This is a genomic window from Streptomyces sp. NPDC007983, assembly GCF_042958345.1.
In the GTDB taxonomy this organism is placed as follows: domain Bacteria; phylum Actinomycetota; class Actinomycetes; order Streptomycetales; family Streptomycetaceae; genus Streptomyces.
Genome location: NZ_JBIBJI010000012.1, coordinates 238,970 through 262,167, shown reverse-complemented (window position 1 = coordinate 262,167; position 23,198 = coordinate 238,970). Strand labels below are relative to the sequence as shown.

Genomic DNA, 23,198 nt, shown 5'->3' with positions numbered 1-23,198 from the left:
ACTTCACCACCGCCATCACCACCCTCCACAACCACGCAGTCACCACCTACCTCGAAATCGGCCCCGACACCACCCTCACCCCCCACATCCACACCACCACACCCCCCAACACCCTCATAACCCCCACCCTCCACCGCACCAAACCCGAAAACCACACACTCACCACCGCCATCGCCACCCTCCACACCCACGGCACCCCCATCAACTGGACCACCTACTACGAAAACCACCACCCCACCCCACCCCACGAACTACCCACCTACCCCTTCCAACACCAGCGCTACTGGCTCGACGCGCCCGCTCGATGCCCGCACACCCCACCGCCCGGCGAGGCCGATGCCACCATGAACGAGGAAGCCGAGGCAACCGACGAAGCGCCAGTCCCCATACTGCCCGACACGCTTTCCGGGGCGTCCGACGAGGAGTGGGAGGCAGCGCTCCTCGACGTGGTGCGCACTCACGCCGCCGAAGTGCTGGGATACGCCTCACCCAAGTTGATCGAGCCCGAAGACAACTTTCTGGAGATTGGCTTCTCCTCCTTCACGGCACTCGAGGTGCGCAACCGGCTGTGCGAAGCCACCGGGCTCGAACTCCCTCCGGTGCTGCTCTTCGACCACCCGACGCCCCGCGATCTGGCCTCCCACCTCGCGACGGAACTCGCACCAGGCCCCCGCACGAATACGGCCTGAGACCTCTCTCGACACAACCACTCTCACCGTCTCATCCTCACGGAGGCATCCCTCATGCGCGTAGGACTCGGCTACCTGAACATGGCCCCGGCCGGTGACGCCGCCACCACCCAGGCGACGTTCGACGACTTCTTCCAGGACGTCCAATGGGCGGACGACAAAGGCTTCGCGGGCATCTGGGTCACGGAGCACCACTTCTCCACCTACAGCCTGACCTCCTCCCCGCTGCTGCTGCTCGCCAAGGCGTCGGCGCTCGCACCTCGACTGCGCCTGGGCACATCGATCCTGGTCCTGCCGTTCTGGGATCCGGTGCGGCTGAGCGCCGACGTCCTGTCACTCGATGCCCTGTCGTCGGGCCGCTTCGACCTGGGAATCGGGCGTGGCTACCAGCCTCACGAATTTCTGGGCTTCGGCCGGAACCCGGACGACAACCGGGCGATCTTCGAGGAAGCCGTCGACGTCGTCATGCAGCTGTTCACCGAGCGGGACAACGACTTCCACGGGAAGTACACCTCCATCGACGCGCCGGTGACGCTGCTGCCGCGACCCACGCAAGCACCGCACCCGCCGATCTGGATGGCGGCGACCAGCCGGGAGTCCCTGGCATTCGCGGCCCGACGCGGCTTCCACTTCATGCTGCCCGCCGTGACGACCTACGAAGAGATCGTGCAGCGGCGCGCCTGGATCGAGGAGGAGACCACAGCCCAGGGAGGACTCGGCCAGCGGGAGTTCCAAGTCAACCGATTTGTGTACTGCGGTGAGGACGAGGAGGGCCGCCGCGAGGTGGTGCGCGAAATCGCGCGGCAGCTGCAGACCTCGGCGGCGCTCACACGAGGCACCTACCCCGTCCTGGGAGATGCCCCGGCCCCCACAGCCATCGACCCGGGCCTCGAGGCCAAGGCCGAGGGTGTCCTGGTGTCCGGGTCGCCGGAACAGGTGCTCGCGGAGTTCCGCCGACTCGCCGAGGCCGGAATCACGTATGTCATCGCCGGGTTCAATTTCGGCTATCTCCGCAAGGAGATCGCACAGAAGTCCATGGAGCGTTTCGCGGCCGAGGTCCTTCCGCACCTCGACGGACTCGGCGGCCCTCATGGCGCCGGCGGCGCGTCCTGACATGCGCGTCCTCATCCACAGCGTGGGTGCGGGTGTCAGCGTGCACCTGGCCGAAGGCGACGACTTCACGACGTTCTCGGTTGAGGTCGACGACGCGGTCGACCTCAACCGAGCGGCCGAGCTCCTGACCGGGCAGGTGCGGTTCGGCTCCGACGTGCAGGCGTGGGTCGACCACGACTGGCTGGTGCGGGCCGGCGGCTACAACTCCGGGCCGCGAGCTGACGCGTTCGCCGCCATGGTCGCGTACGCCGCCCGCAAAGACTGGGTCGACCCGGTCACCCAGGAGATTGCCGGCCATGTCACCCGCCGCACCCGGAACGGCCAGGGCCGCCGGAGTGCCCAACACCCCCCAAACACGTGACCGACTACCACCGCAGGAGGCCGCCGTGCCCGCACACCCCCCGTCCAGTCCTCCTCCCGCCACGCTTCCGAGGCCCGCCCCAGGACCGTCGCTGCCCAGGCGCCCCGGCGTCGTCCTCACCCTTCTCGCCACCTGTCAGTTAATGATCATCCTGGATACCGCGGCCGTGAACGTCGCCCTCCCCCGCATCCGCGACAGCCTGGACTTCAGCACCGCCGGCCTGTCCTGGGTGGTCAATGCCGAGATGCTGGGCTTCGGCGGGCTGCTGCTGCTCGGCGGCAGGGCCGGGGACATCCTCGGCCGCCGGGTGGTGCTGCGGACGGGTGTCGGGCTGTTCGCCGTGGGCTCGCTGCTCAGTGGCCTCGCTCCGGCGGCGTGGTGGCTGGTGACCGCCCGCGCCATGCAGGGTGTGGGCGCCGCCCTGGCCACCCCTGCGGCGCTCGCCCTGCTGGTCACAAACTTCCCTGGGCCCGCCCGTAACCGAGCGCTTGGCGTGTACGCCTCGGTGTCGGGCGTGGGCAGCGCGGTCGGCCTCATCGTCGGCGGGCTCCTCACCGACCTGGGGTCCTGGCGCTGGGTCCTCCTGGTGAACGTGCCGATCGGCCTGGCGCTCCTCCTGCTCGTACCGCTGTTCGTCGGGGAGTCCGATCGGCGCCCGGGCCGCTTCGACATCGGGGGTGCGCTCACATCCGTGGTGGGTGTGATCGGCCTGTCGTACGGGTTCATTCGGGCCGCCGCCGAGGGCTGGGGTGACACCATGGCGCTGGGCTCGTTCGCCGTGGCCGTGGTGTCCCTCGCCCTGTTCCCCATGGTGGAGCTGCGGGCGAGGGAGCCGATCGTGCCGCTGCGGGTCTTCGCGGACCGGAACCGGTCGGGTGCCTATGTGATCCTGCTGCTGCTCGCGGCGAGTATGATGAGCCAGTTCTTCTTCCTCGTCCAGTTCCTGCAGGACGTGAGGAAGTTCAGCCCACTGGAAACGGGGCTGGCGTTCCTGCCGATGTCGGCGGCGACGTTCCTGTGCTCGCGATGGGCGGGCCACCTGTCCAGCCGCGTACCTGCGCGGCCGCTGATGGCCGCGGGCGCACTGTCCGGCACCATCGGCATGCTGTGGCTCACCAGGATCTCCGCGGACACCACGTACGCGGCCGGGCTGCTCGGCCCACTGATCCTGTTCGGGGTAGGCCTGGGCTTCCTGTTGGTGCTCGCCACCTCGGCGGGGGTGGCCGGCGTGGCGCCACAGCACTCGGGCACCGCGTCCAGCATGGTCCACGTCGCACAGCGCCTCGGTGGCGGGCTCGGACTCGCCGTTCTGGTCACGGTGTTCGGCACCGCGGCGCGGGAGTCAGCCGCGGAGGGCAACAACAGCACCACGGTGCTCGCGGACGGCATCTCGACCGCCTTCACGGTGGGCAGTTGCTTCATGGTGTGCGCACTGCTCCTCGCGGTGCTCGTCCTCCGCGCCCCGAAGCCCTCCCGGACCGCCGCGGCCAACGAGAGCGCCCGGCCCGGCCGCACGCAGGCCAAGGGCGCCGGCTGACCCGTCCGGTCCGGAGCTCCGACCGAGCTTAGGGCTCCGTTGGATCTTGCTTAGAGGGTGCGCCGACAATCCCTGAGTCCAGGCGGCGGGAGGTCTCCGCCGCACGCCGTGAGCGGAACGGAGGAGGCGCGCCGCCATGACCTCGGCAGCCGACACACACCACATGGCCCGCGCGCCCCGCACCGGCCGCGTGCTCCGGACCGGACACGCACGGCGGGCAGTCCGCCCGCAGACGGCGTTGTTGACCGCGGTACGGCGGCGCGCGGCCGCGCTCGCCGCCGTACTCATGACCGGTGTCACCTCGGTCAGCGGCTGTGCCGGCTCGCCCGCTGCGCCTCCGCCCGGTACGGCGGGCGGCGGAGAACTGGTCTTCGCCACCGGCCGACAGCCGGACTGTCTGGACCCGCAAGTCAGCCCAACGGACATCGCCGGGCTTATCGACCGCAACATCTTCGACTCGCTGGTCCTCATGACCCCCGACAGGCAGTTCAAGCCGTGGCTCGCACACCGTTGGCGGATCTCACCGGACGGCCTGACCTACACGTTCTGGCTGCGCGACGGCGTCACCTTCCACGACGGCAGCCGCCTGGACGCCGCCGCTGTCAAGGCGACCCTCGACCACGCCGTCGACCCGGGCACAAAGTCGCAGTACGCGGCCGGTCTCATCAGCGCCTACCGCGAGGCACAGGTCGTGAACGACCTGACGGTGCGAGTGCGCCTGAAGCATCCAAGTACGCCGTTCCTACAGGCACTCAGCACCCCCTACCTGGGCATCCAGTCACCCAAAGCGATCGGCGAGAACGCCGGGAACCTGTGCGTGCGGCCGGTGGGCTCCGGCCCGTTCCGCATGGTGTCCTGGACGAAGAACACCAGTGTGGTGCTGCGCCGCAATGACGCCTACCGGTGGGCCGCGCCCGGACTCGGCCACCGCGGGCCGGTGCGCCTGGACTCGCTCGTGATCCGGTTCATCACCGAGGAGGCCGCCCGGTTCGGAGCGCTCACCAGCGGCCAGGCCGACGTCATCGACGAGGTGCCGCCCGTACAGGCGAAGAACCTGCGCCGCTACGATGAGCTGCGCTACCAGCGGGTGCGCTCCCCCGGAGCCGTCTACGCCCTGCAGCTCAACTCCCGCTCCGGGCCGCTGGCCGATCTGCGGGTGCGCCGCGCTCTGCTGGCCTCGATCGACCTCGACCGGTTGGTGAAGGCCGTGTACTTCGGGCAGTACGAACGTGCCTGGAGCCCGCTGAGTCCAGTGAGCTTCGGTTACGACCCGTCGGTGTCGCGATCCTGGCCCCACGACCCGGAACGCGCCGCGCGGTTCCTGGACGCGGCCGGCTGGCACGATCGTGACAGCGAGGGCTACCGGGTCCGCGATGGCAGGCGCCTGCGCCTCATCTGGCCGTTCGCGGCCCAGTACCAGGCGAGCGCCAACACCCTCGCACAGGGCATCCAGGCGGAGGCGAAGAAAGCGGGCATCGAAATCGACTACGTCGGGCAGGACACCGGCGCCTTCGGAGAGACCATCGCCCACCGCAGGCTCGACCTCTACGGCACGAGCTTTGTGCGCGCCGAGCCGGACATCCTGCGCTTCTTCTACGCCTCCGATCAGACCCACGAGCAGGGCGGAGGCAACGTCTTCGGCGTGGCCGATCCGCACCTCGACCGGGCGCTGAACGGCGCTGCCCGCAGCTCGGATCCGCGGGCGCGCGAGCGAGCCTACGCGGCGGCGCAGCAGATCCTGGTCGACCGGGCGCTGGTCCTGCCGGTGTACGTGCCGGCGCAACTGGTCGGCAGTGCGGACCAGGTTCGCGGCATGACCTTCGACGCCGTTGGCTTTCCCCTCTTTTACGGCGTGCGTCTGAAGGAGGTGCGTCGATGAACGTGCTGTGGCTGGTGCGCCGACTCGCCCTGACGGTTTTGGTGGTGCTGGGCGCGGCCACCGCCGCGTTCGCCGCGGTGCACCTGACGCCCGGCGACCCGGCGCGCACCCTTCTCGGCAACTCTTCACCCACGCCTGCCGTCCTGGAGCGGATACGCCACGACATGGGCCTGGACCGGCCGCTGCTCGTGCAGTACGGGATCTTCCTCCAGGACCTGGCCACCGGGGACCTGGGGCGCTCGTACCAGCTCCAGCAGCCGGTAACCGACCTGATTGGCCAACAGATCGGAGCGACGGTCACCCTGTCGCTCGCCGCGTTCGCGGTGGGGCTCGCCCTCTCGGTGCTGCTCGCGGCGGCGACTGCGGGACGGCCCAGGTGGCGACGTATGTCGTCGGGGCTCGAGCTGCTGGCGATCGCAAGCCCACCGTTCTGGACCGGGGTGCTGCTCCTGAGCCTGTTCTCGTTCCGGCTGCACTGGTTCCCGGTGGCGGGCGGTGCGGGCGTCGCGGCACTCGTCCTGCCCGCGACGACGCTGGCGCTCGGGCTCGTCGGAGTGTTCACACAGGTGCTGCGCGAGGAAGTGGAACGGACATTGGAGCAGCCGTTCGTGCTGAGCTCGCGGGCGCGCGGCACGCGGGAGTTCACGGTCCGGCTGCGGCACGCCCTGCGGCACGCTCTCATCCCGCTGGTCACGCTCTCCGGGTGGACGGTGGGCTCGCTGCTGAGCGGTGCCGTGGTCATCGAGACCGTTTTCAACCGGCAGGGCCTCGGCCGGGTCATGGCGACAGCGATCACCAACCGGGACCTGCCGGTCGTGACCGGCGTGGTCGTCGTGTCGGCGGTTCTCTTCACGCTGATCAACATCGTGGTCGACTGGCTGTACCAGGTGGTCGACCCGCGTCTGAAGGAGTTCCGCGCATGACCGCTCGTCTGGTCACCGCGGACCGGGCGCTGCTCGGCCCATCCGGTGAGGTCATCCAGGAGGCAGCGGTCCTGATACGCGAGGAAACGATCGCCGCGGTGGGGCCGGTGCGCGAGGTGATGGCGCAGGCCCCCGCGGACGCGGTCCGCGTCGACTACCCCGGTGCCTCGGTGATGCCCGGTCTGATCGACTGCCATGTGCATCTCGTCCTGGACGCGGGCCCGGACCCACTGGGATCGCTGGCGGCTTGGCACGACCACGACCTCCTTCTCGCCATGGCGGGCCGCGCGCGGCAGCTGCTGGACTCCGGGGTGACCACGGCGCGCGACCTGGGCGACCGCTCGGGGCTCGCGACGCGGCTGCGGGATGCCATCGCAGCGGGTCGGCTGCCTGGGCCACGACTCCTGACAAGCGGGCCGCCGGTCACGGTGACCGGCGGACACTGCTGGATGCTCGGCGGGCAGGCGGACAACAAGGACGAGATACGGGCGGTGGTACGACGCACGCTGCGCGCAGGCGCCGACCTCGTCAAAATCATGGTGAGCGGTGGCGCGCTCACACCGGGCGGGCCGCCGTCGTGGCAGCCTCAGTTCACACTCGACGAGGTGCGCGCCGCGGTACAGGAGGCGCGCCGGTTCGGCCGTCGCGTCGCAGCCCACGCGCACGCTACCGCCGCGATCGCCACGGCCGTGGCCGTCGGCGTCGACACCATCGAGCACTGCACCTTCACGGAGCCGCCCTTGGCGGGCCCGGCCCAGATCCTCGACGGCCCCCGGCCCCCCGCGCCCGTCGACCTTGTGAAGGCCATCGTCGCCCAGGACATCGCCGTCTGCCCGACTCTGCACGGCGGTATCTCCGACCTCGCCGACCAAGTCGATCAGGATGAACTGCGGCGGTTGCTGCGGCAGATCCGCGACCACCACGCGGCCGGGGTACGCCTGATCGCCGGTACGGACGCCGGGGTGCCGGGCGCGGGCTTCAGCCGTTACGCGGAGTCTCTCGACTGGTTCCTGCGCGCAGGCATGACCGCCGATGAGGTGCTGCGCGCCGCCACCGTCGACGCCGCCGAGGCTCTAGGACTGGCCGAGCGCACCGGCCGGATCGCGCCGGGCCTCGATGCGGACCTTCTGGTAGTGGCGGGCGACCCGCGCACCGGCCTGGCACCGCTGCGACGCCCGTTGGCCGTCGTGAGCAGGGGCCGCTGGCACACCCCGATCGTACCGTCCCCGAGGAGAGCCGCATGACCGCCGATCGACTGGCCGTGCCCGGCCCGGCCCCCGATCCCGCACCACCCACCGTCGGTCCAGAGGCCCGGAGATTCGCCGGGCCACCGTCCTCTCGCGTCCGCCGACGCCGCATCGGTCCCGGCACGGCAGCCGCCTGGGTGATGCTCGCACTCGTGCTGCTCGCCGCTGCCTGGCCAGCGTTCCTGGCCACACACGCTCCCGACACGGTGAGCCTCGGCGAGCCGCTCGCCGGGCCCAGTCGGCGGCACCTGCTCGGCACCGACGTGCTCGGCCGGGACGTGTACAGCCGCATCGTGTACGGGGCCCGGTGGTCTGTGGTGATCGGCCTGGGATCCACCGCCATCGCACTGGTCGCCGGCGGGCTGCTGGGCATGGTGGCGGCGACCGCAGGGCGGCTCGTGGGCGAGGTCGTCATGCGTGTGACGGACGTTCTGCTCGCCTTTCCCGGGCTGCTCCTCGCGCTGCTGGTGGTGGCCGTGCTCGGCCCGGGAACCGTCAATGCGACGGTGGCGATCGGCTGTTCAGCAGCGCCAGGGTTCATCCGGCTCGCGCGCGGGCAGGCCGCGGCGATCCGGGATTCGTCGTACGTACGCGCGGCCCTCATGTTCGGGCACCGGCGCGCAACGGTGTATCTGCGGCACCTGGTGCCGAACGCGCTGCCGCCGCTGCTGGTCTTCGCCACCGTCTACGCGGGAGCCGCGCTGATCGCGGGTTCCTCGCTCAGCTTCCTCGGTCTCGGCCCCAGGGCACCCACGCCCGAGTGGGGCGCCATGCTCGCCGAGGGCCGCACCTATGTCGGCAGCGCCTGGGGCCTGACCGTATACCCCGGCGTGGCCGTGGCGCTGACGGTGATCTGCTGCCACGTCGTCGGCCGGGATCTCCGCCGCCGCTTTACCGGGATGGCCATCGATGTCCGCTGAATCCAGTCAGAGCACCGTGCAGAGCAGTCCTGACCTCCCCCTTACCGAACCTCTGTTAACCGTGTCGGACCTGTTCGTCGCCTTCAGCGCCGGGCGGGAGCGCATCGAGGCGGTACGCGGCGTCAGCTTCCGTGTCCACCCGGGCGAGTGCCTTGCGGTGGTCGGCGAGTCCGGGTCGGGCAAGAGCGTCACGGCCCGTGCCCTGGTCGGACTGACCGGGCCGCGCTCCTTGGTGACCGCCCGGACGCTACGCCTCGGGGGCACCGACCTGACGGCGCTCGGCGAGCGTGAATGGCGTACCGTTCGCGGGCGGCGCGTCGGTCTGGTGCTGCAGGACGCGCTCTCCTCGCTCGACCCGGTGCGCCAGGTGGGCGCCGAGATCGCCGAGGCCCTGAGAAACCACCGCCTCGTGCCCCGTGCACGGCGCCGTGCACGCTCCGTGGAGCTGCTGGAGGAAGTGCACGTCCCCGAACCCGCGCAACGCGCGCGGCAGTATCCGCACCAGCTGTCCGGCGGGCTGCGCCAGCGCGCGCTCGTCGCCGCCGCGCTCGCCGCAGAGCCCGATCTGCTGATCGCCGACGAGCCGACCACGGCACTCGATGTCACCACGCAGGCCCGACTCCTGGAGTTGCTCGCGGCGAAGCGAGCCGCAGGCACGGCACTGCTGCTGATCAGTCACGACCTGGCGGTGGTGGCCCGGCTCGCCGACCGGATCGCGGTGATGTGCGACGGCGTGTTCGTGGAGGAGGGACCAGCCAAGGAAGTCCTCGGTTCGCCCACCCACCCGTTCACACGGGCGCTACTCGACGCCCAGCCGACGGCCCACCCCAAGGGCACGCGCCTGAGCCGCGTTCCGACCCCGGCGTCCGCACAAGCCTCCCCGTCCCGCGCGTCTACGACGGAGGTACGTGACGCCGACGCCCCCGTACGGCCGTCCTCCGCCGAGCCTGTCGTGGAGGCGACAGGGCTGGTCAAGCAGTACCGGACCGTGGACCGCGGACGGCGTGTCGCCGTGCGAGACGTATCGTTCACACTGGCCCGGGGCGAGTCCCTGGGCATCGTCGGCGAGTCCGGATCGGGCAAGACCACCGTGGCGCACATGGTGATGGGCCTGATCGAACCGGACGGGGGCGGTGTCCGGCTACTCGACCGGCAGTGGTCGGGGCTGCCGGAAGCACGGCGCCGGCCGCTGCGTCGTCGCATCCAGCTGGTGCACCAGGACCCGCTTGGCTCCTTCGACCCCCGGTACACCGTGCGGCGCCTGGTGGGCGAGGCACTGGGCGCTCCCGGTGCCCGCGCGTCCCGGCGTGTGGTGGACCGCACCGTGGCGCTGCTCCACCAAGTGGGCCTGGACGAACGGGTACTGGAGCGACGCCCGGCCGAGCTGTCGGGCGGGCAACGTCAGCGGGTGGCGATCGCCCGTGCGCTCGCCCCGGAGCCGGAGGTACTGGTATGCGACGAGCCGGTGTCCGCCCTCGATCTGTCGGTGCAGGCACAGATCCTGGACCTCCTGGCAGATCTGCAAAGCGAGTTGAACCTGTCCGTCCTGTTCATCTCGCACGACCTCGGCGTCATTCAGCACACGAGCGACCGGGTCCTGGTGATGCGGTCGGGCGAGGTGGTCGAGCACGGCGTCGTCGAACGGGTCTTCCGCCAACCGGAGCACGCGTACACACGAGAACTGCTCGCGGCGGTTCCGCGCCCCCAGGATGCATTCTGACCCGAACGCCCCCGCAGCCGTACAAGCGAACTGTCGTACCGCGCCGTCCGTGCCGCACACCGATGGACGACGCACCGCCACCCCACAACAGAGAGGACTCCCGCCCCATGACCCACGCCCCCGCCCCGCGCCTGTCCGTGCTCGATGTCGCGCCCGTGTGGACCGGTGCCACCGGTGTGGACGCCTTGCAGCACGCCGTCGACCTCGCGCAGCATGTGGAGCGCCTGGGCTTTCTGCGCTACTGGGTTGCTGAGCACCACAACACGCCGAGCCTGGCCACGTCGGCGCCCGCCGTGCTCGCCGGCCAACTGGCGGCCGTCACCTCGACGTTGCGCGTCGGCTCGGGCGGAGTTCTGCTGCCCAACCACGCGCCCCTCGCCGTGGCCGAGCAGTTCGGCACCTTGGAGGCGCTGCACCCCGGCCGCATCGACCTGGGCATCGGCCGTGCGGGCGGCAGCGATCCGAAAACAGCGCAGGCCCTGCGGCAGTCCCCGGGACACGACTTCCCCGACCAGCTCCAGGAGCTGCTCGGCTACCTGGGCACCGACGCGTCGACCGCGTCGTCCCGTACGACGGTCGCGCTGCCCGCACCGCCCGGCAGCCCCTGGGTGTGTCTGCTCGGGTCAAGCCTGTCGAGTGCCGAGTCCGCCGGGCGGCTCGGCCTGCCGTACGCGTTCGCCCACCACTTGATGCCGCAATTGACGCCGAGCGCGGTGGCCGCCTATCGGGCGGCGTTCCGGCCGTCCGCCGCCCTGGAGCGGCCGTACGTGATCGTGGCGGCGATGGTGATCGTGGGTGAGAGCGACGAGCACGCCGAGGAGCTGGCGCGCCCGTACCTCCTGCGCAAGATACGCATCCAGCACGGCGACCTGTACGGCCTGTACCCGGCAGCCGCCGAAGCGGCGGCCCACACCTTCACGACAGCCGAGCGCGCGTTCGCCGTCGAGCATTCTGCGGCGCAGTTGTTCGGCGGTCCGGAGACGCTGCGCGGCAAGCTCACGACGCTGTACACCCAGACCGAGGCGGACGAGCTGATGGGGATCACGCTGGTGCCGGACCACGCCGACCGTATCCGGTCGTACGAACTTCTCTCCAAGGTCTCCGGTGAGCTGGGCAACGGCGCGCGGGCGACGCCGCGGCCGTGACCTCGGGGCGCCTGCCGCTCGAGCCCCGTCAGCCAGGTCAGTCCTTGGCTGGGGCGGCGAAGGCGCGCGTGAAGGTTTCCACGGCGGCCTGGACCGTCTCCCGCAATTCCTTGTCGGGCACCTGGCGGGTGCCCAGGACCGACCGGCCCTCCAGGGGACCGGTGATGAGCGCGATGAACTGCTCGGCCGCGCGAACTGGATCGGTGAGCCGCAACCGCCCGGCGAGCGCCAGTCGGGCGAGCCGATCGGCCAGCGCCTCCGACAGCTGACTCGGGCCGCTGCCCCATACCTTCTCGAACAGGTCGGGAAAGCGGACGATCTCGGCGTACAGCAGGCGCCGCAGCGCCCAGGCGTCCTCGCTGCAGTAACAGTTGAGCAGGCGGTAACCGACGCTCTCCAGTGCGGGCGCCAAGTTCTCGATGTCGATGGAGAGTTCAGCGACGACGGCAAGGGACTTGGCCGTGGCTCGCTCGGCGGTGGCCGTCATGGCCTCGCGAAACAGCTCCTCCTTGCCGCCAAAGTGGTTGTAGACCGTGGGCTTGGCGACCCCGGCCTCACTGGCGATCTCGTCCACGCTCGCCTGGTTGTAGCCCTCCCTGGCAAAGACCGCGAAGGACGCGTCCAGCATCGACTCCCGTTTGTCGATGCGACCGCGCGATGTCCGCCGTCCGTCCCGGCTGTCCCTGGCTGAGAGTTTCGGTGCGCTCACGGCACCCATCCTACCCTGGAACTCAAAAACCTGAACTACTTGGTTCAAAAGACCCTGCCGATAAGTTGCAACGTCCAACGACGGGCATTAGATTGAACTGACTGGTTCAGATTTGCTAGCACCTCACTTCTGTTGGGACCGGAGAGACACATGACGCAAGCACGTGGTGACCGCCTGGACGCGGCGCTGCTGCGGCTGATCGGCGTGCTCCTGATGGGCGGCCTCATGGGCCTGCTCGACGGCACGATCGTGAACGTCGGCATCGGCACCCTGAGCGACCACTTCGACACGTCCCTCAGCACAGTCGGCTGGGTCGCGACCGGATACCTGCTCGCCGTCACCATCGCCATCCCGTTCACCGCGTGGGCGGTCGACCGGTTCGGCAGCAAGCGGATGTGGCTGATCGGGCTCGGCCTGTTCACCGGGGCGTCGCTCGCATCGGGGTTCGCCTGGAACATCGAGAGCCTGATCGTCTTCAGGGTCATCCAGGGCTTCGGCGGCGGCATGCTGGACCCGATCATGTTGACGCTGCTCGCGCGAGTCGCCGGGCCCCAGCGGGTAGGCCGGGTGATGGGTTTGATGGGCATCGTCATCCCGCTCGGCCCAGTCCTCGGCCCCATCCTCGGTGGCCTGATCATCCAGGGACTCGACTGGCGCTGGATCTTCCTGGTGAACATTCCCATCGGCGTCGTAGCGTTCTTGCTGTCCCTGCGTGTGGTGCCGAGCGACCCCCCGCGCGAGGAGCGCTCCGCGGCCCGGCTCGACGTGATCGGACTCGCCCTGCTCGGGCCTGCCTTCGCCATCCTCGCCTTTGCGCTGTCGCGGGCGGCCGAGGACGCGGGGTTCGGCTCCGCACCGGTGGTCGTCTCGCTCGTACTGGGCGCCGTCCTACTCCTTGGCTATGTGCTGCATGCGCTGCACGCCGGCGCCAAGGCCATCATCAGCCTGGGCCTGTTCCGCAGCCGTGCCTTCACCGCCAGCGTCACCGTCATGGGCCTGACCGGCATCATGCTCTTCTCGATGCTGTTCCTCGTACCCCTGTATCAACAGGAGGTCCGCGGGCACGACGTGCTCGCCGCCGGGCTGCTGCTCGCGCCACTCGGAGTCGGGTCATTCCTCGCCATGCCGGTGGCCGGACGGCTCAGCGACCGGGTCGGCGCCAAGCGACTCGCTCCGGCCGGCGCGCTCTTGATCACGCTCAGCTCCCTCGCCTATACCCAGGCCGGGGAGCACACCAGCGAAGCCCTCCTCGGCCTCTGTGCGTTCACCACCGGCGTCGGACTCGGCTTCATCGGCGCCCCGACCATGGGCTCCCTGTACCGGACGCTGCCCGCGGAGTCAGCTGCGCAGGGCACCTCCGCCCTCTACATCGTCAACCAGCTCGGCGCCTCGCTCGGCATCGCCGTGGTCGCACTGCTGCTGCAGAGCCAGACCGGCGACGGGCACAGCCGCGTGGAGGCGTTCCAGACCACGTCCTGGTGGGTGTTCGGGGCAGCGATCGCCGTCCTCGTCTCCGGCTGGTTCCTGCCCGGCAAGGCGGTCACAGACGCTCAGGGCTCGGATCAGGACAACGGCGAAGCGCGGAGGGACGAGGTTCCCGAGGGCAGTGCGACGTAACCCGTCTGGCCAGATGCAACAAGAAAATCGGCTGAAACAAATTCGCTTGACACAAGAGGAATAAGACCCGTTGTAAGCGCCATCTCAAAGGGGTCGGAAGGCTTGCTGCGGATAGCTCACTGCGACCGGAAGGCAAGCCATGCCGATCCCTGCGCTTATCATGGCCTAGGGCAACCCGACTGTCGCTCGGACCACCGAGGGACCGGAACACCGCAATCCGCGGAAAACCGGGAATGAACTGCTGGTTCCCCCCTGCCTTTCACTCTGCCCCTCCTCACTAGTATGCGCTTCCTGGCCGCCCCGGACGGCTGATTGCACAGCCCAAACTTGCGCGCCGGATCATCCCACGCGGCCGTGCCTCAGCCCCACCGGTGGCCCCCACAACCGACCGCACTGCGACCGTCAGCAGGAGCATAGAAGCCGTCGCGACGCGATCGCGACGTAGGCGGGCGGCAGACGGTCCGGGCCGTTGTCCAGACCGGACGCAATCCACTGCACCCTTCTCCCACAGCCCTGCCAGGTCGCTGCGGCGCACCGCGGATGGCGGCGAGGCACCACACGGCCGACTCGCACCGTCGCGTCAGGCCGCCGTGCGCCGCCACACCATCGGCGAATGGGTTATGGGCGGTGGCGACCGACACAGAAGCGATGGCCTCACAGCTCGGTGAGGTCGGCGACTATCCGCTTCACACGGCGCTGATGCGGAGCAGACGTTGCTCGCTCGCCTCTGTGGTCTCCCCCGGGTCACGCGGCCGCCCGTAGCTCCAGTGTGCCATCGCAGGTGAGAATGGCCTGGTAGATCTCTCGCAGCGCCCGCCCCGGCCCCACCCCCAACTCGCGGTCGAGAGTCTCACGGGCGTATTGGTAGACCTTGAGCGCGTCACCCTGCCGGTCGGCGCGGTAGAGCGCCAGCATGAGCTGCCGATGGAACGCCTCACGCAGCGGGTGCTCGGTCACCAGGCTGCGCAGCATCGCGATCAACTCCCGATCACGGCCGAGGCACAGGTCCGCGTTCAGCTTCAGCTCCAGGCACTCGAGCCGAGCTTCTTCCGCCCAGGTGACGAACTCGCCCAGGATGGGGCCGCCCTGCCAGTGCTCGGGAACCGTGCCGCGCCACAGGTCGAGGGCCTTCCCGAGCAGCCGGGACGACTCCTCATAGTGGCCCAGCTCACCGACCTCCCGACCGGACTCGACGAGACGCCGGAATTCGGCCACATCGAGTTCGTCATCGGCACCGAGGCGCAGCAGGTACCCAGGCGATCTGGTCTCTACCGGACTGGTGCCGCGCCCGCTTCCGCCGAGTAACTTGCGTAATTGGGATATATGTACGTGCATCGCGGCCATTGTCCTGCGTGGCGGCTCGTCACCCCATATCTCCCGGCCGAGTTGGTCGCTGGATACGACCTGACCCGCCCGAACCAGCAGAGTAGCCAGGAGCAGTTCGGTCTTGGGCGCGCTGACGGTGGTGACGAGGTCCTCGCGCTTCACCTTCAGACTGCCGAGCATCTCGTACCTCATATCTCCCCTCCGTTGAGCTGAACAGGGTTGCTCAGCGCGGCAGCGCGACGTTGAGCTGCATTGCTGACCGTCCGATGGTGAAGCATGCCCAAGATGACCGCTACTCACATCAGGGAAACCACGTACGCTTACCGGAAGTCGCGACGGGAACATTTTGACTCTGTGTGAATCTGTGTGAAGAAGCCGGATTTGATCTGACGCCCGGACATCCCCTATGGAATACTTGTGCGGGTCAATGACCGAGCGGTCGAACAGCCATGTTTCCCGCTCGTTGGACACCTTGTGGTCAGCGGCTCACCCAACACCGGAAGGGGATGCACGCGAGTGCACACAGCCAGGACCCCGGACCACCCATCGCAGCAGGAGATAAGGCCGACCGAGCGGCACCACCTCCTGACCGTCCTGGACACGCTGAATTCCGGCAAGGCGGGCGTCGTCAACCTTGTAGGGGACCCGGGCACCGGCAAGACCCACTTGCTGTCCCAACTGGCACGCCGGGCACGCACGCTGGGATTCGCCGTCGAGCACGGCCAAAGCGCGGAGTTCACCCGCGGTACCTGGGGACACCCTTTCCGCCATGTTCTCGGCGACGACTGCGCCCGCATCTCGGCCGACGCGCCAGGCCTCTCGGCCGAGAGCGCTCTGGACGATTGGTGCCGACGCGCTTACGAGGCGCTGTGCGTCCGCGCCGGCGACGGCCTGGTACTCCTGCTCGACGACTTCCACTGGGCCGACCGGCCGTCGCAGCGTCTCGTCGAGGACTTCCTGCAACTGCTTCCTGACGCGCCAATCCTCCTAGCCGTCGCCTGCCGCCCCCGCCAGACGTCACCGCGGCTGCGTAACTCCTTAGTACAGGCCAGCCAGTTGGGCCTAGTCCACCGGATCGAGCTCGGGCCACTGACGCTTGCCGAATCCGCGGCCATGCTGGGCCTGCCCGCCATCGACGAGCACGTCCAGGAGCTGTACGCGTCCAGCGAGGGCAATCCGTTGCGCCTGGCCTTCGCGCACAGCGAGATGGAGCGGGCACCCTCCGCCGCCGAGCGGCACAACCTGCCCGTTCCTGAGGAGTTCGCCACACCGCTTTACGGTGAGTTCGCCGGTCTGGAACCACCGTTGAGCACCGTCCTGCACGCGGCAGCCGTACTCGGTGATCGCTTCGATGTGGACCTGCTTGCCGAGGTAGCACGCCTCGAGCGAGCCACCGTCTGTCACAGCGTCTCCGACCTGGTCCAGCGTGATCTGCTGCGGCGCGTGGACCACTCCCCCGACCACACCTTCCGGCACCCGCTGCTATGCCGTCTGGTGTACGAGGCGGTCCCACCCTGCCCACGCACCTACGCGCATAGCCGCGCCTTCGCCGCCCTGTCCGGCAGGGGCGCGCCCGCTTCCATCCTCGCACCGCACATCGAGCACTCCGCGGGCAATCCGGGCCTCGCGGAGCGGCGCGCCCTGCTACGTGCCGCCGAGGAGTGTCTCGCAGACTCACCGGAACGGGCCGCCCACTGGCTGCGGGTGGCGTTGCGCGCCTCGGCCCCCTGCGACCGGTCTGAAGCCGAACGGCAGGAGCTGGGCGGGCTGCTCGTACGGGTGCTGGGCGCGCAGCGGTCGCTTCACGGTCACCGCGATCTGCTGCGGGCGGCGTTCGACTGCGCGCCGCCCGAGCCCGGCCCGGCCCGCACCGGCATGGTGGTCTTCTGCGCGCTCGCCGAGGCCTTCCTGGGAAGCCGCGAGTATTCCCGCACGACGATCGACAGGGCGCTTGCGGACCTGCCGCCGCGCCACCTGCCGCGAGCTTCGGCGGCGCTTCTCCTACAGGGCGAGATCACGGCGCTGCTGTACGAGAGCACTCCGCAGGTTCAGTGCATCACACTGGCGCTGCAGACGGCGCGGGAGCACGGCGAGCGGCTGGTCCAGGCGGGGGCGCTCGCCGTCCTCGCGTACACCGAGTCCCTGGCCGACGACGCCGTGCTCGCGCTGCGGTACGCGGAGCACAGCGCGGCCATTCTGGCTACGCTGCCCGACAATGTGGTGTGCGCACATCCCGAGTACATGGCGGTGCTCAGCTGGGCGGAGAACTTCCTCGGCCAGTTCGAGCGCGCGAACCAGCACTGCCAGCGTGGGCTGGGCCTACTGTCCTCACATGGCCGCACCTTCCTGCTGCCGACCTTCCAACTCGGCATCGCCTACGCCGGCTCCCACTCGGGCCGGGTGCGCGCGGCACGGGCCGCCGCGCGCGCCGCGCGGAATGCCCTGACCGGGACCGATCCGCTCCATCTCACGGGGCTGGCGGGGGCATTGGAGTCCTGGACCACGCAGGTGAGCGGTGAGGAGTCGGCTTCGACGGTGGCGCCCCCTGCCGTGCCAACACCGACGCTGAACGATCTGCCCGCCGGGTCGCGGGGCGGAGTGGCGCTGACCGCGCTGACGCTGGCACGCACCGCGCGCGAGCAGGGCGACCTGCTCCGCGCCGAATCGCTCATCCTCGTCGCGGGCAGCGGCCCGGATCTGCTCGGCATTCCTACAGCCCTGCGCCCCGCCTGCTACGAGGTACTCGCCGCGTCGGCGGTGGCCGCCGACAATGCCATCGCGCCGCGATGGGCATGGCGCGCCCGGGTGGCGGCGCAGAAACTGAAAACCCCGGTGCCGTTCGCCTACGCGACCATGGCACAGGCCCATGTCCTGCGTAAGCGCCCGAGGGAAGCGGCGCGGCTGTACCAGCGGGCCGCCTGTCTGTTCGCATCGACCGGGATGCTGGTCGCGCAGGCTTGGGCACTGCAGGAGACCGCGGTCCACCTCACGGCCGACGGAGAGTACGAGGAGGCCAACTCGCTGTTCGCCCTCGCCGAGGAGCTTACCCACCAGTCCGGGTGTCGCCCGCTGACCACAGCGCCACAGGCCCATCCTGCCTCACTCGCCGAGGTCCGCAAGGAGTCCCGCCGCCGCGCCACCTCGGTGCTGGATCTGTTGGCCATGCTTACCAGGCGGGAGCGCGAGGTCGCGTCCATCGCGGGTACCGGTATGCGCACGCGCGAAATCGCGGAAGAGCTGCGGATGAGTCCGCGTACGGTTGACGTGCACCTGACGCGCATTTATCGCAAGCTCAATATCAGGTCACGGGCAGCGCTGGCTCGGGTTATGACCGAGGCGGGCGTCGTGGGCCCTTCGACGACGTGGGACGCCTGAGTATCCGCCCCGGGGCTCAGCTCATCAGGAACACCGCGTCCCAGATGTGGTCACCGACCGGCTGCCCGCTCCGGGCATCCGCGTACGAGGCGAGGGCGAGTGCGGCCCCGGCCGCGCCATCGATCAGCGCGGGACTGTCGATGCCGCCTGCCCACTTCTGGGTTCGCACCCGCTGCCGGAAGCCGAAAAGCGTTTGCTCGTCGTACACCGCCAGGACCCCCTCGGCGGCCGCGTCGACGCCCGTCCACAACCGCGCATCCCCCGTGGCTGCAGCCATGCGCACTCCGGCCTGCAACACTCCGGCCCGGCCGTGGCAGAATCCCGGGTCGTCGCCGACCGAGTGGTCGAGCGGCGCGCGCAGAACGGCACTGATGGCGGCAGTGGCCCGGCCCGTCAGGGCGTGATCGGCGAGTGCCCGGCCCGCCAGGTACAGGGCCCACGCCACCCCCACAGTGCCGTAGCACCATCCGGCCCGCTCCCGCGACGCGCCGCCCCCGGCGCCCGGTGCGTCGTTCCGCGCACCGGGGGTCTCGGCCTGGTCCGCATCCGCGATATGGGCGATCTCGTCCTCGTACGCGACGCGCCCCGGCCAGGTCGCCCCGCCCCCATCGACCGTGCGCCCTCTTACACATAGCCAGTCGGTGACACGGCGAATGGCGTCGGTGAGGCCGGGCACGTCGTGCCCGGCGAGACGGGCCAGGCAGAGCAGAGCGAGCGGGCCGCAAATGCCGTGGGCCACACCCAGGTTGAAGTCTCCGCGGGGGAAGGTCTCACGGTCGCGCGGGACCACGTACTGCTCTGGGTCACACCACCATCCCGGTACCCGGGTCCCGGCGACGCGCACGGGCTCGGTCATGCGAATCAGGTAGGTGAGGACATCCGTGAGGGCGTGGGCACTGCGCTCGTCGCCGTGGCCGGCGGAGAGGAGAAGGGTCCGCCCCTGACCGGCCAGGCCCGCGATCACGTCGTAGTCCAGGTAGGACAGGCCACGGCCCGGTTCGGCGCGGCGGTCCGCGAGTCGTGCGACCCGCCGCGCGGCTGCCTCGGCATGGATCTCGGTGGCCCGCGCCAGCAGGCGGTCGTAGCCGCCGAGTTGGGCGGCGAGCAGACGGGCGGGCAGGACCAGGTCCCCGGCCGCCACCGGACCCGCCTCCCGCGTGGCCTCGGCGGCGGCCGCCAGATGCGCGTGCGCGACCTGGGCCCAGCGCACGTCGTCGCGGGCCCGCCGGGCATGCAGCATGCTGATACCTGCGTGTCCGAGCAGCACCGACGCCGGCTGCCACCCGGGGAGCAGCAGCGCTTCAGGGACGGCGGCGAAGGCGGCACGGGCGGTTCGGGCCACGTGGCCGGGATGCCGCAGCCGCTCGGCAACCTCATACGCCACATCCAGCGCCGCCGGGCCATGGCCGGGTGCGGAGGTCATCCGCCGTGCCTCCTCCGGCCGAGGTGTACCGCGAGTCCTTCGCGGGCCGTGGCGTGCGCGAGCAATTCCTCGTCGCGATGGGGACCGAGAAGCCGGTTGCAGTGCATGTGGGCGAGGCTCAAGGCGACCGCCGCGCGCCCGTCCGGGCCTTCGGCTTCGGGAAGTGCCGCACGAAGGCGGCCCAGCGCCGTGTCGCGGGCGGCCCACCGCTCACCAGCCAATGGGTCGGGCGGAGCGGGGCGGCCGTGGGCGTCGAGGAGGTCGGCCACCGTGCGTTTGCGGGCGCGGGATACCTCGCCCCGCAGGTTCAGAACGCTCGCGTCGCTCAGCCACCCGAGGACCTCGTCCGTGGTGCCGAAAGGGGTGAGGGCCGCGAGGATGCCGAGCCCGGCTGCCACCACCGGCTCCGTGCCGCCGCCCGGGGACGCGGTCAACTGCTGGAGCACAGCGGCGGAGTCGGTGTGGAAGGCGCGCTCGGCGTGGCCGATGGCGGCCGGGCCGCCGTACCGCTCGACCTCGGGTTCGTACGTATCGAGCACCAGCCGGCCCGCGAGCCCCGCGGTGCGCAGTTCCTCGCCCCAGGCCCGCACGGCGGGCAGCAGAACCCGCCACAAGCGGTCGGGCTCGCCGTGAAAGCGCAGCCGCAGATGCGGGTCGGGGTCCGCGTATCGCAGAAAGAACCAGGTGTCCACCTCGGCGGCTTCCAGTACGTCCGGGGCGGCGAGACGAGGCAGGTGTCGGGCAAGGACATGCGGTTGCAGCGCACCGGGCACGTACACCTTGGCATAGAGCCACTCGCCGCCCGGCACGTGCGTGCGCGGCCTGACGCCGGTGGCAACGGGCGCCGGCCGCTTCCGGAGCCTCTCCGGCCGGGTGGCTCCGGAGGATTCCCGGGCCAGCAGCGGGAAGACGAACTCGGATGCGTGCGCCCCGCCCGGCGCGGTGAACCACGCGCTCGCGCGGGGGCCGCCGAACCACTCCGTCACCGCAAGGCCCTTGGGCTGCTTCATCTCTTCCTGGAACACGAGCAGATGAAGCGGATCGTCGAGGTCCACGGCGACGCGGTTGTCCACGCGGGTCAGCAGGACGTACCGGGGCACGTCCCAGCGGCTGCGCCACCGCTCCACATGCCCACTCCACACGTCCGGCGCTCCGGCCGGGGCGGCCCGCCGCGCGGCCGCCTCCCGCAGCTCCCGATCGGGCAGCCAGCGAGCCGGGGACAGCACGGTCCTGCCGTGGCGAACCCGTGGCAGGGCGGGGGCCGCGGCCCAGGCGCCCCAGTTCCAGGGGGCGCACCACTCCCGTCCTTCGTACCCGAGGTCCAGCAGGAAGCGCGCCACGTCGGGGAGGTGGCCGCTGGCGGGATTGAGCATCGAGTACGACACCGGGCGGACCCTCGTGCCGGTCGGAGCGTGCACGAGCCGCAGGTGGTCGAGGGTGGCGTGGACGGCCAGCTCGTCCAGGGGCATGTCGGTGACGCCGTCCGTGGCGGCCGGCCCGATGCCCAGCGGGATGCGGTGGTCGAGCCATTGGGGGACGGTGGCGACGTTGGCGGAGCGGATCACACGCGGTACGTAGGCCACGGCGGCGGTCACCTCGTCCTCCGCCTGGCTCTCCCGGGCTCGGCGCACAAGGTTGCGGACGTCGTCAGCCCGGTCCCCCAGCGCGGGTGAGAAGCGGCCGAAGGTGGCACCGCCGCGCGGCGATCCCTGCCCCGCTCCCAGGAGGAGTTGGAACTCACCCGAGCACAGCGACTGCCAGCTCTCCGCCACCACCTCGGCCGCTATCTCCATGGAGGGCGGGGTGGGTCGGCCCGTCTCACCAAGTGTGAGCGCGTTCAGCGCCACTTCATCGAGGACCACTTCGCCGGTGCCGTGCTTCGTGGCCTGGAGAAGCAGCTCGGCCAGCGCTTGGTCGCGTCGGTGGGCGCGCGGGTGCGGCGGCTGGGCGGCGACCGCCTCGGCCGGACGCAGCCGGTACCCGTGGGGCAGGCCGAGTCCGCCTGCCTCGTCGAGGAGGTGGAGCACCGGAACGAGCCGATCGGTGCCGTACCGTTCGAGGAAGTTGAGGTGGTAATCCCGCAGTTCGGATACGCCGGGCTGGACGAGGCTGGTCCGCCAGAGCGCGCTCGCGGCCCGCTCTACCTCTCGGCCCACGGCGGACGGCAGCACGAGCCGGGTGTCCAAGGCCAGGTCGGACTGGATGAGGTCCTCGGCCGGGTGCACTACCCGCATCCGCGCGCAGGCGGTGGTGAGGGCGGTTCCGCGATCAGAGGGCGACGCGGCATCCAGCGCGGCCAGCGCCTCCTGTACGGCGTGCAGGTCATCGGCGGCGGGGTGGCCGAGCCCCCCGAGGTGCTCCAGGACGTGACCGAGCGGATCGGTGCGGTCCGGTGGCGGTATGAGGTCACTGAGCAGGAAGCGGCCGCGGACCATCTGGGCGACGGCGCGCCGCACCGCCTCGGCGGAGGCCTCGGGGAAACGGTTCATGAGGTGTTCGACGAGCTCCTGCCAAGCAACGGGCGACGCCGCGTACTCGAGGGCGCAGCGTGCGACCGCCGAATCGCGCAGGGAGTGGGCGAGGCGGTGGGTACCATCGGCAGCGTGGGCGTCGACCAGGACGAGCCGCCCGTCGCGGGACGCGCGCAGTGGGTTGGCCACGAGCCTGGTGCGTTCCACGATGCCCGGCGTCGCCAGCAGGCTCTCGATGACGGCGTGGAGCCATGCCGCGTCCGGGCGGCTCACGCTCTGGGAACTGCCGCTCGTCTCCAGCACGGGCGACGGCCCGACGCCCGCCATGGCGACGCCCGCGAAGAAGCCGAACGGGGTGGGCCGGTGTGTCATCCTCAGGCGGTATTTGGCCAAGGACACCACGACCCGGCGCAGCTTCTTTTCCTTGAGCGCGGCGCCGTCGAGGACGCGGCGGACGTCGTCGGCAAGGCTGGGGCTGGCCAGTCGCACGGCCGTCATGAACTCCTCGTCGTCGGCCAGGAGCTTTACCTGACGCCACAGCTCGTCGGCGCTGTCCGGACCGCTCCGACACCTGGCGCGGCCCTGATCCGGCCCGCCGCTTTCCTCGCCAGTCCCGTCGATACCCTCCGGCAGCGGCAGCGCAGCTGCCCGGAGCAGCGCTATCCCGGCCGCCTCGAACTCGCTTTCAGCACTCATCAGCCGCACCCTGCCCTCCCGCTGTCTTCCCCGTACTTCGCCGGACG

The 23,198-nt window shown here is 70.3% G+C and carries 16 protein-coding genes; 12 read left to right on the top strand and 4 right to left on the bottom strand.

What is annotated here, in order from left to right; all coding sequences use genetic code 11:
• The 10 genes from ACFZCY_RS31440 to ACFZCY_RS31395 form a co-directional block, all read left to right on the top strand.
• Positions 1–689, top strand: a 689-nt coding sequence (locus ACFZCY_RS31440) for a phosphopantetheine-binding protein (RefSeq protein ID WP_391180740.1), incomplete at its 5' end; no start/stop codon positions are given.
• Positions 690–743: 54 nt separating this feature from the next.
• Entirely contained in the window at positions 744–1,802 is a 1,059-nt protein-coding gene (locus tag ACFZCY_RS31435; protein ID WP_391180737.1) for an LLM class flavin-dependent oxidoreductase, read from the top strand.
• Position 1,803: 1 nt separating this feature from the next.
• Positions 1,804–2,163, top strand: a complete 360-nt coding sequence (locus ACFZCY_RS31430; protein ID WP_391180734.1) for a hypothetical protein — start codon at positions 1,804–1,806, stop codon at positions 2,161–2,163.
• On the top strand, positions 2,138–3,700 hold the full coding sequence (locus ACFZCY_RS31425; protein ID WP_391180731.1) for an MFS transporter: 1,563 nt from the start codon (positions 2,138–2,140) through the stop codon (positions 3,698–3,700). The genes ACFZCY_RS31430 and ACFZCY_RS31425 overlap by 26 nt, the downstream gene beginning before the upstream one ends.
• 136 nt (positions 3,701–3,836) lie before the next feature.
• Positions 3,837–5,579 carry an ABC transporter substrate-binding protein gene (locus ACFZCY_RS31420; RefSeq protein WP_391180728.1) on the top strand — a complete coding sequence of 581 codons (1,743 nt, stop codon included), beginning with the start codon at positions 3,837–3,839 and terminating at the stop codon, positions 5,577–5,579.
• A complete protein-coding gene (locus ACFZCY_RS31415) occupies positions 5,576–6,502 on the top strand; it encodes an ABC transporter permease subunit (protein ID WP_391180725.1) in 927 nt (308 codons plus the stop codon). Before ACFZCY_RS31420 ends, ACFZCY_RS31415 begins: the two co-directional genes overlap by 4 nt.
• A complete protein-coding gene (locus tag ACFZCY_RS31410; protein ID WP_391180723.1) occupies positions 6,499–7,746 on the top strand; it encodes an amidohydrolase family protein in 1,248 nt (415 codons plus the stop codon). The genes ACFZCY_RS31415 and ACFZCY_RS31410 overlap by 4 nt, the downstream gene beginning before the upstream one ends.
• On the top strand, positions 7,743–8,669 hold the full coding sequence (locus ACFZCY_RS31405) for an ABC transporter permease subunit (RefSeq protein ID WP_391180719.1): 927 nt from the start codon (positions 7,743–7,745) through the stop codon (positions 8,667–8,669). Before ACFZCY_RS31410 ends, ACFZCY_RS31405 begins: the two co-directional genes overlap by 4 nt.
• Before the next feature lie 61 nt (positions 8,670–8,730).
• Positions 8,731–10,389 (top strand): dipeptide ABC transporter ATP-binding protein, encoded by a 1,659-nt coding sequence (locus ACFZCY_RS31400; protein ID WP_391180716.1) that lies wholly within the window; start codon positions 8,731–8,733, stop codon positions 10,387–10,389.
• Between the two features lie 107 nt (positions 10,390–10,496).
• Positions 10,497–11,534, top strand: a complete 1,038-nt coding sequence (locus ACFZCY_RS31395; RefSeq protein WP_391180713.1) for an MsnO8 family LLM class oxidoreductase — start codon at positions 10,497–10,499, stop codon at positions 11,532–11,534.
• Positions 11,535–11,571: 37 nt separating this feature from the next.
• Here the strand turns inward: ACFZCY_RS31395 and ACFZCY_RS31390 are convergent, their stop codons facing one another.
• Complete coding sequence (locus tag ACFZCY_RS31390) at positions 11,572–12,162, bottom strand: TetR/AcrR family transcriptional regulator C-terminal domain-containing protein (RefSeq protein WP_391180800.1); 591 nt, start codon at positions 12,160–12,162, stop codon at positions 11,572–11,574.
• Positions 12,163–12,393: 231 nt separating this feature from the next.
• Between ACFZCY_RS31390 and ACFZCY_RS31385 the strand changes: the two genes are divergently transcribed.
• Positions 12,394–13,860: a DHA2 family efflux MFS transporter permease subunit gene (locus ACFZCY_RS31385; protein WP_391180710.1), complete on the top strand. Its 1,467-nt coding sequence runs from the start codon at positions 12,394–12,396 to the stop codon at positions 13,858–13,860.
• A gap of 744 nt (positions 13,861–14,604) precedes the next feature.
• Here ACFZCY_RS31385 and ACFZCY_RS31380 read toward each other — a convergent pair.
• Entirely contained in the window at positions 14,605–15,378 is a 774-nt protein-coding gene (locus ACFZCY_RS31380) for a BTAD domain-containing putative transcriptional regulator (protein ID WP_391180707.1), read from the bottom strand.
• 324 nt (positions 15,379–15,702) lie between these two features.
• Here ACFZCY_RS31380 and ACFZCY_RS31375 point away from each other — a divergent pair, with 324 nt between their 5' ends.
• The gene (locus tag ACFZCY_RS31375; RefSeq protein WP_391180705.1) at positions 15,703–18,561 is read left to right on the top strand and encodes an AAA family ATPase; all 2,859 of its coding nucleotides are present in this window, start codon (positions 15,703–15,705) and stop codon (positions 18,559–18,561) included.
• A gap of 16 nt (positions 18,562–18,577) precedes the next feature.
• Here the strand turns inward: ACFZCY_RS31375 and ACFZCY_RS31370 are convergent, their stop codons facing one another.
• Together ACFZCY_RS31370 and ACFZCY_RS31365 are read right to left on the bottom strand one after the other, a co-directional pair.
• Positions 18,578–19,984: a lanthionine synthetase LanC family protein gene (locus ACFZCY_RS31370; RefSeq protein WP_391180702.1), complete on the bottom strand. Its 1,407-nt coding sequence runs from the start codon at positions 19,982–19,984 to the stop codon at positions 18,578–18,580.
• Positions 19,981–23,151, bottom strand: coding sequence for a thiopeptide-type bacteriocin biosynthesis protein (locus ACFZCY_RS31365; protein WP_391180699.1), 3,171 nt, complete (start codon positions 23,149–23,151; stop codon positions 19,981–19,983). Before ACFZCY_RS31365 ends, ACFZCY_RS31370 begins: the two co-directional genes overlap by 4 nt.
• Between the last annotated feature and the right edge of the window lie 47 nt (positions 23,152–23,198).

Bases quoted from the DNA above. Each gene is read 5' to 3' on its own strand.
- ACFZCY_RS31430 (WP_391180734.1), top strand. From the start codon at position 1,804: ATGCGCGTCCTCATCCACAGCGTGGGTGCGGGTGTCAGCGTGCACCTG.
- ACFZCY_RS31385 (WP_391180710.1), top strand. From the start codon at position 12,394: ATGACGCAAGCACGTGGTGACCGCCTGGACGCGGCGCTGCTGCGGCTG.
- ACFZCY_RS31405 (WP_391180719.1), top strand. From the start codon at position 7,743: ATGACCGCCGATCGACTGGCCGTGCCCGGCCCGGCCCCCGATCCCGCA.
- ACFZCY_RS31370 (WP_391180702.1), bottom strand. From the start codon at position 19,984: ATGACCTCCGCACCCGGCCATGGCCCGGCGGCGCTGGATGTGGCGTAT.
- ACFZCY_RS31380 (WP_391180707.1), bottom strand. From the start codon at position 15,378: ATGAGGTACGAGATGCTCGGCAGTCTGAAGGTGAAGCGCGAGGACCTC.
- ACFZCY_RS31435 (WP_391180737.1), top strand. From the start codon at position 744: ATGCGCGTAGGACTCGGCTACCTGAACATGGCCCCGGCCGGTGACGCC.
- ACFZCY_RS31410 (WP_391180723.1), top strand. From the start codon at position 6,499: ATGACCGCTCGTCTGGTCACCGCGGACCGGGCGCTGCTCGGCCCATCC.
- ACFZCY_RS31420 (WP_391180728.1), top strand. From the start codon at position 3,837: ATGACCTCGGCAGCCGACACACACCACATGGCCCGCGCGCCCCGCACC.
- ACFZCY_RS31395 (WP_391180713.1), top strand. From the start codon at position 10,497: ATGACCCACGCCCCCGCCCCGCGCCTGTCCGTGCTCGATGTCGCGCCC.
- ACFZCY_RS31365 (WP_391180699.1), bottom strand. From the start codon at position 23,151: ATGAGTGCTGAAAGCGAGTTCGAGGCGGCCGGGATAGCGCTGCTCCGG.
- ACFZCY_RS31415 (WP_391180725.1), top strand. From the start codon at position 5,576: ATGAACGTGCTGTGGCTGGTGCGCCGACTCGCCCTGACGGTTTTGGTG.
- ACFZCY_RS31390 (WP_391180800.1), bottom strand. From the start codon at position 12,162: ATGCTGGACGCGTCCTTCGCGGTCTTTGCCAGGGAGGGCTACAACCAG.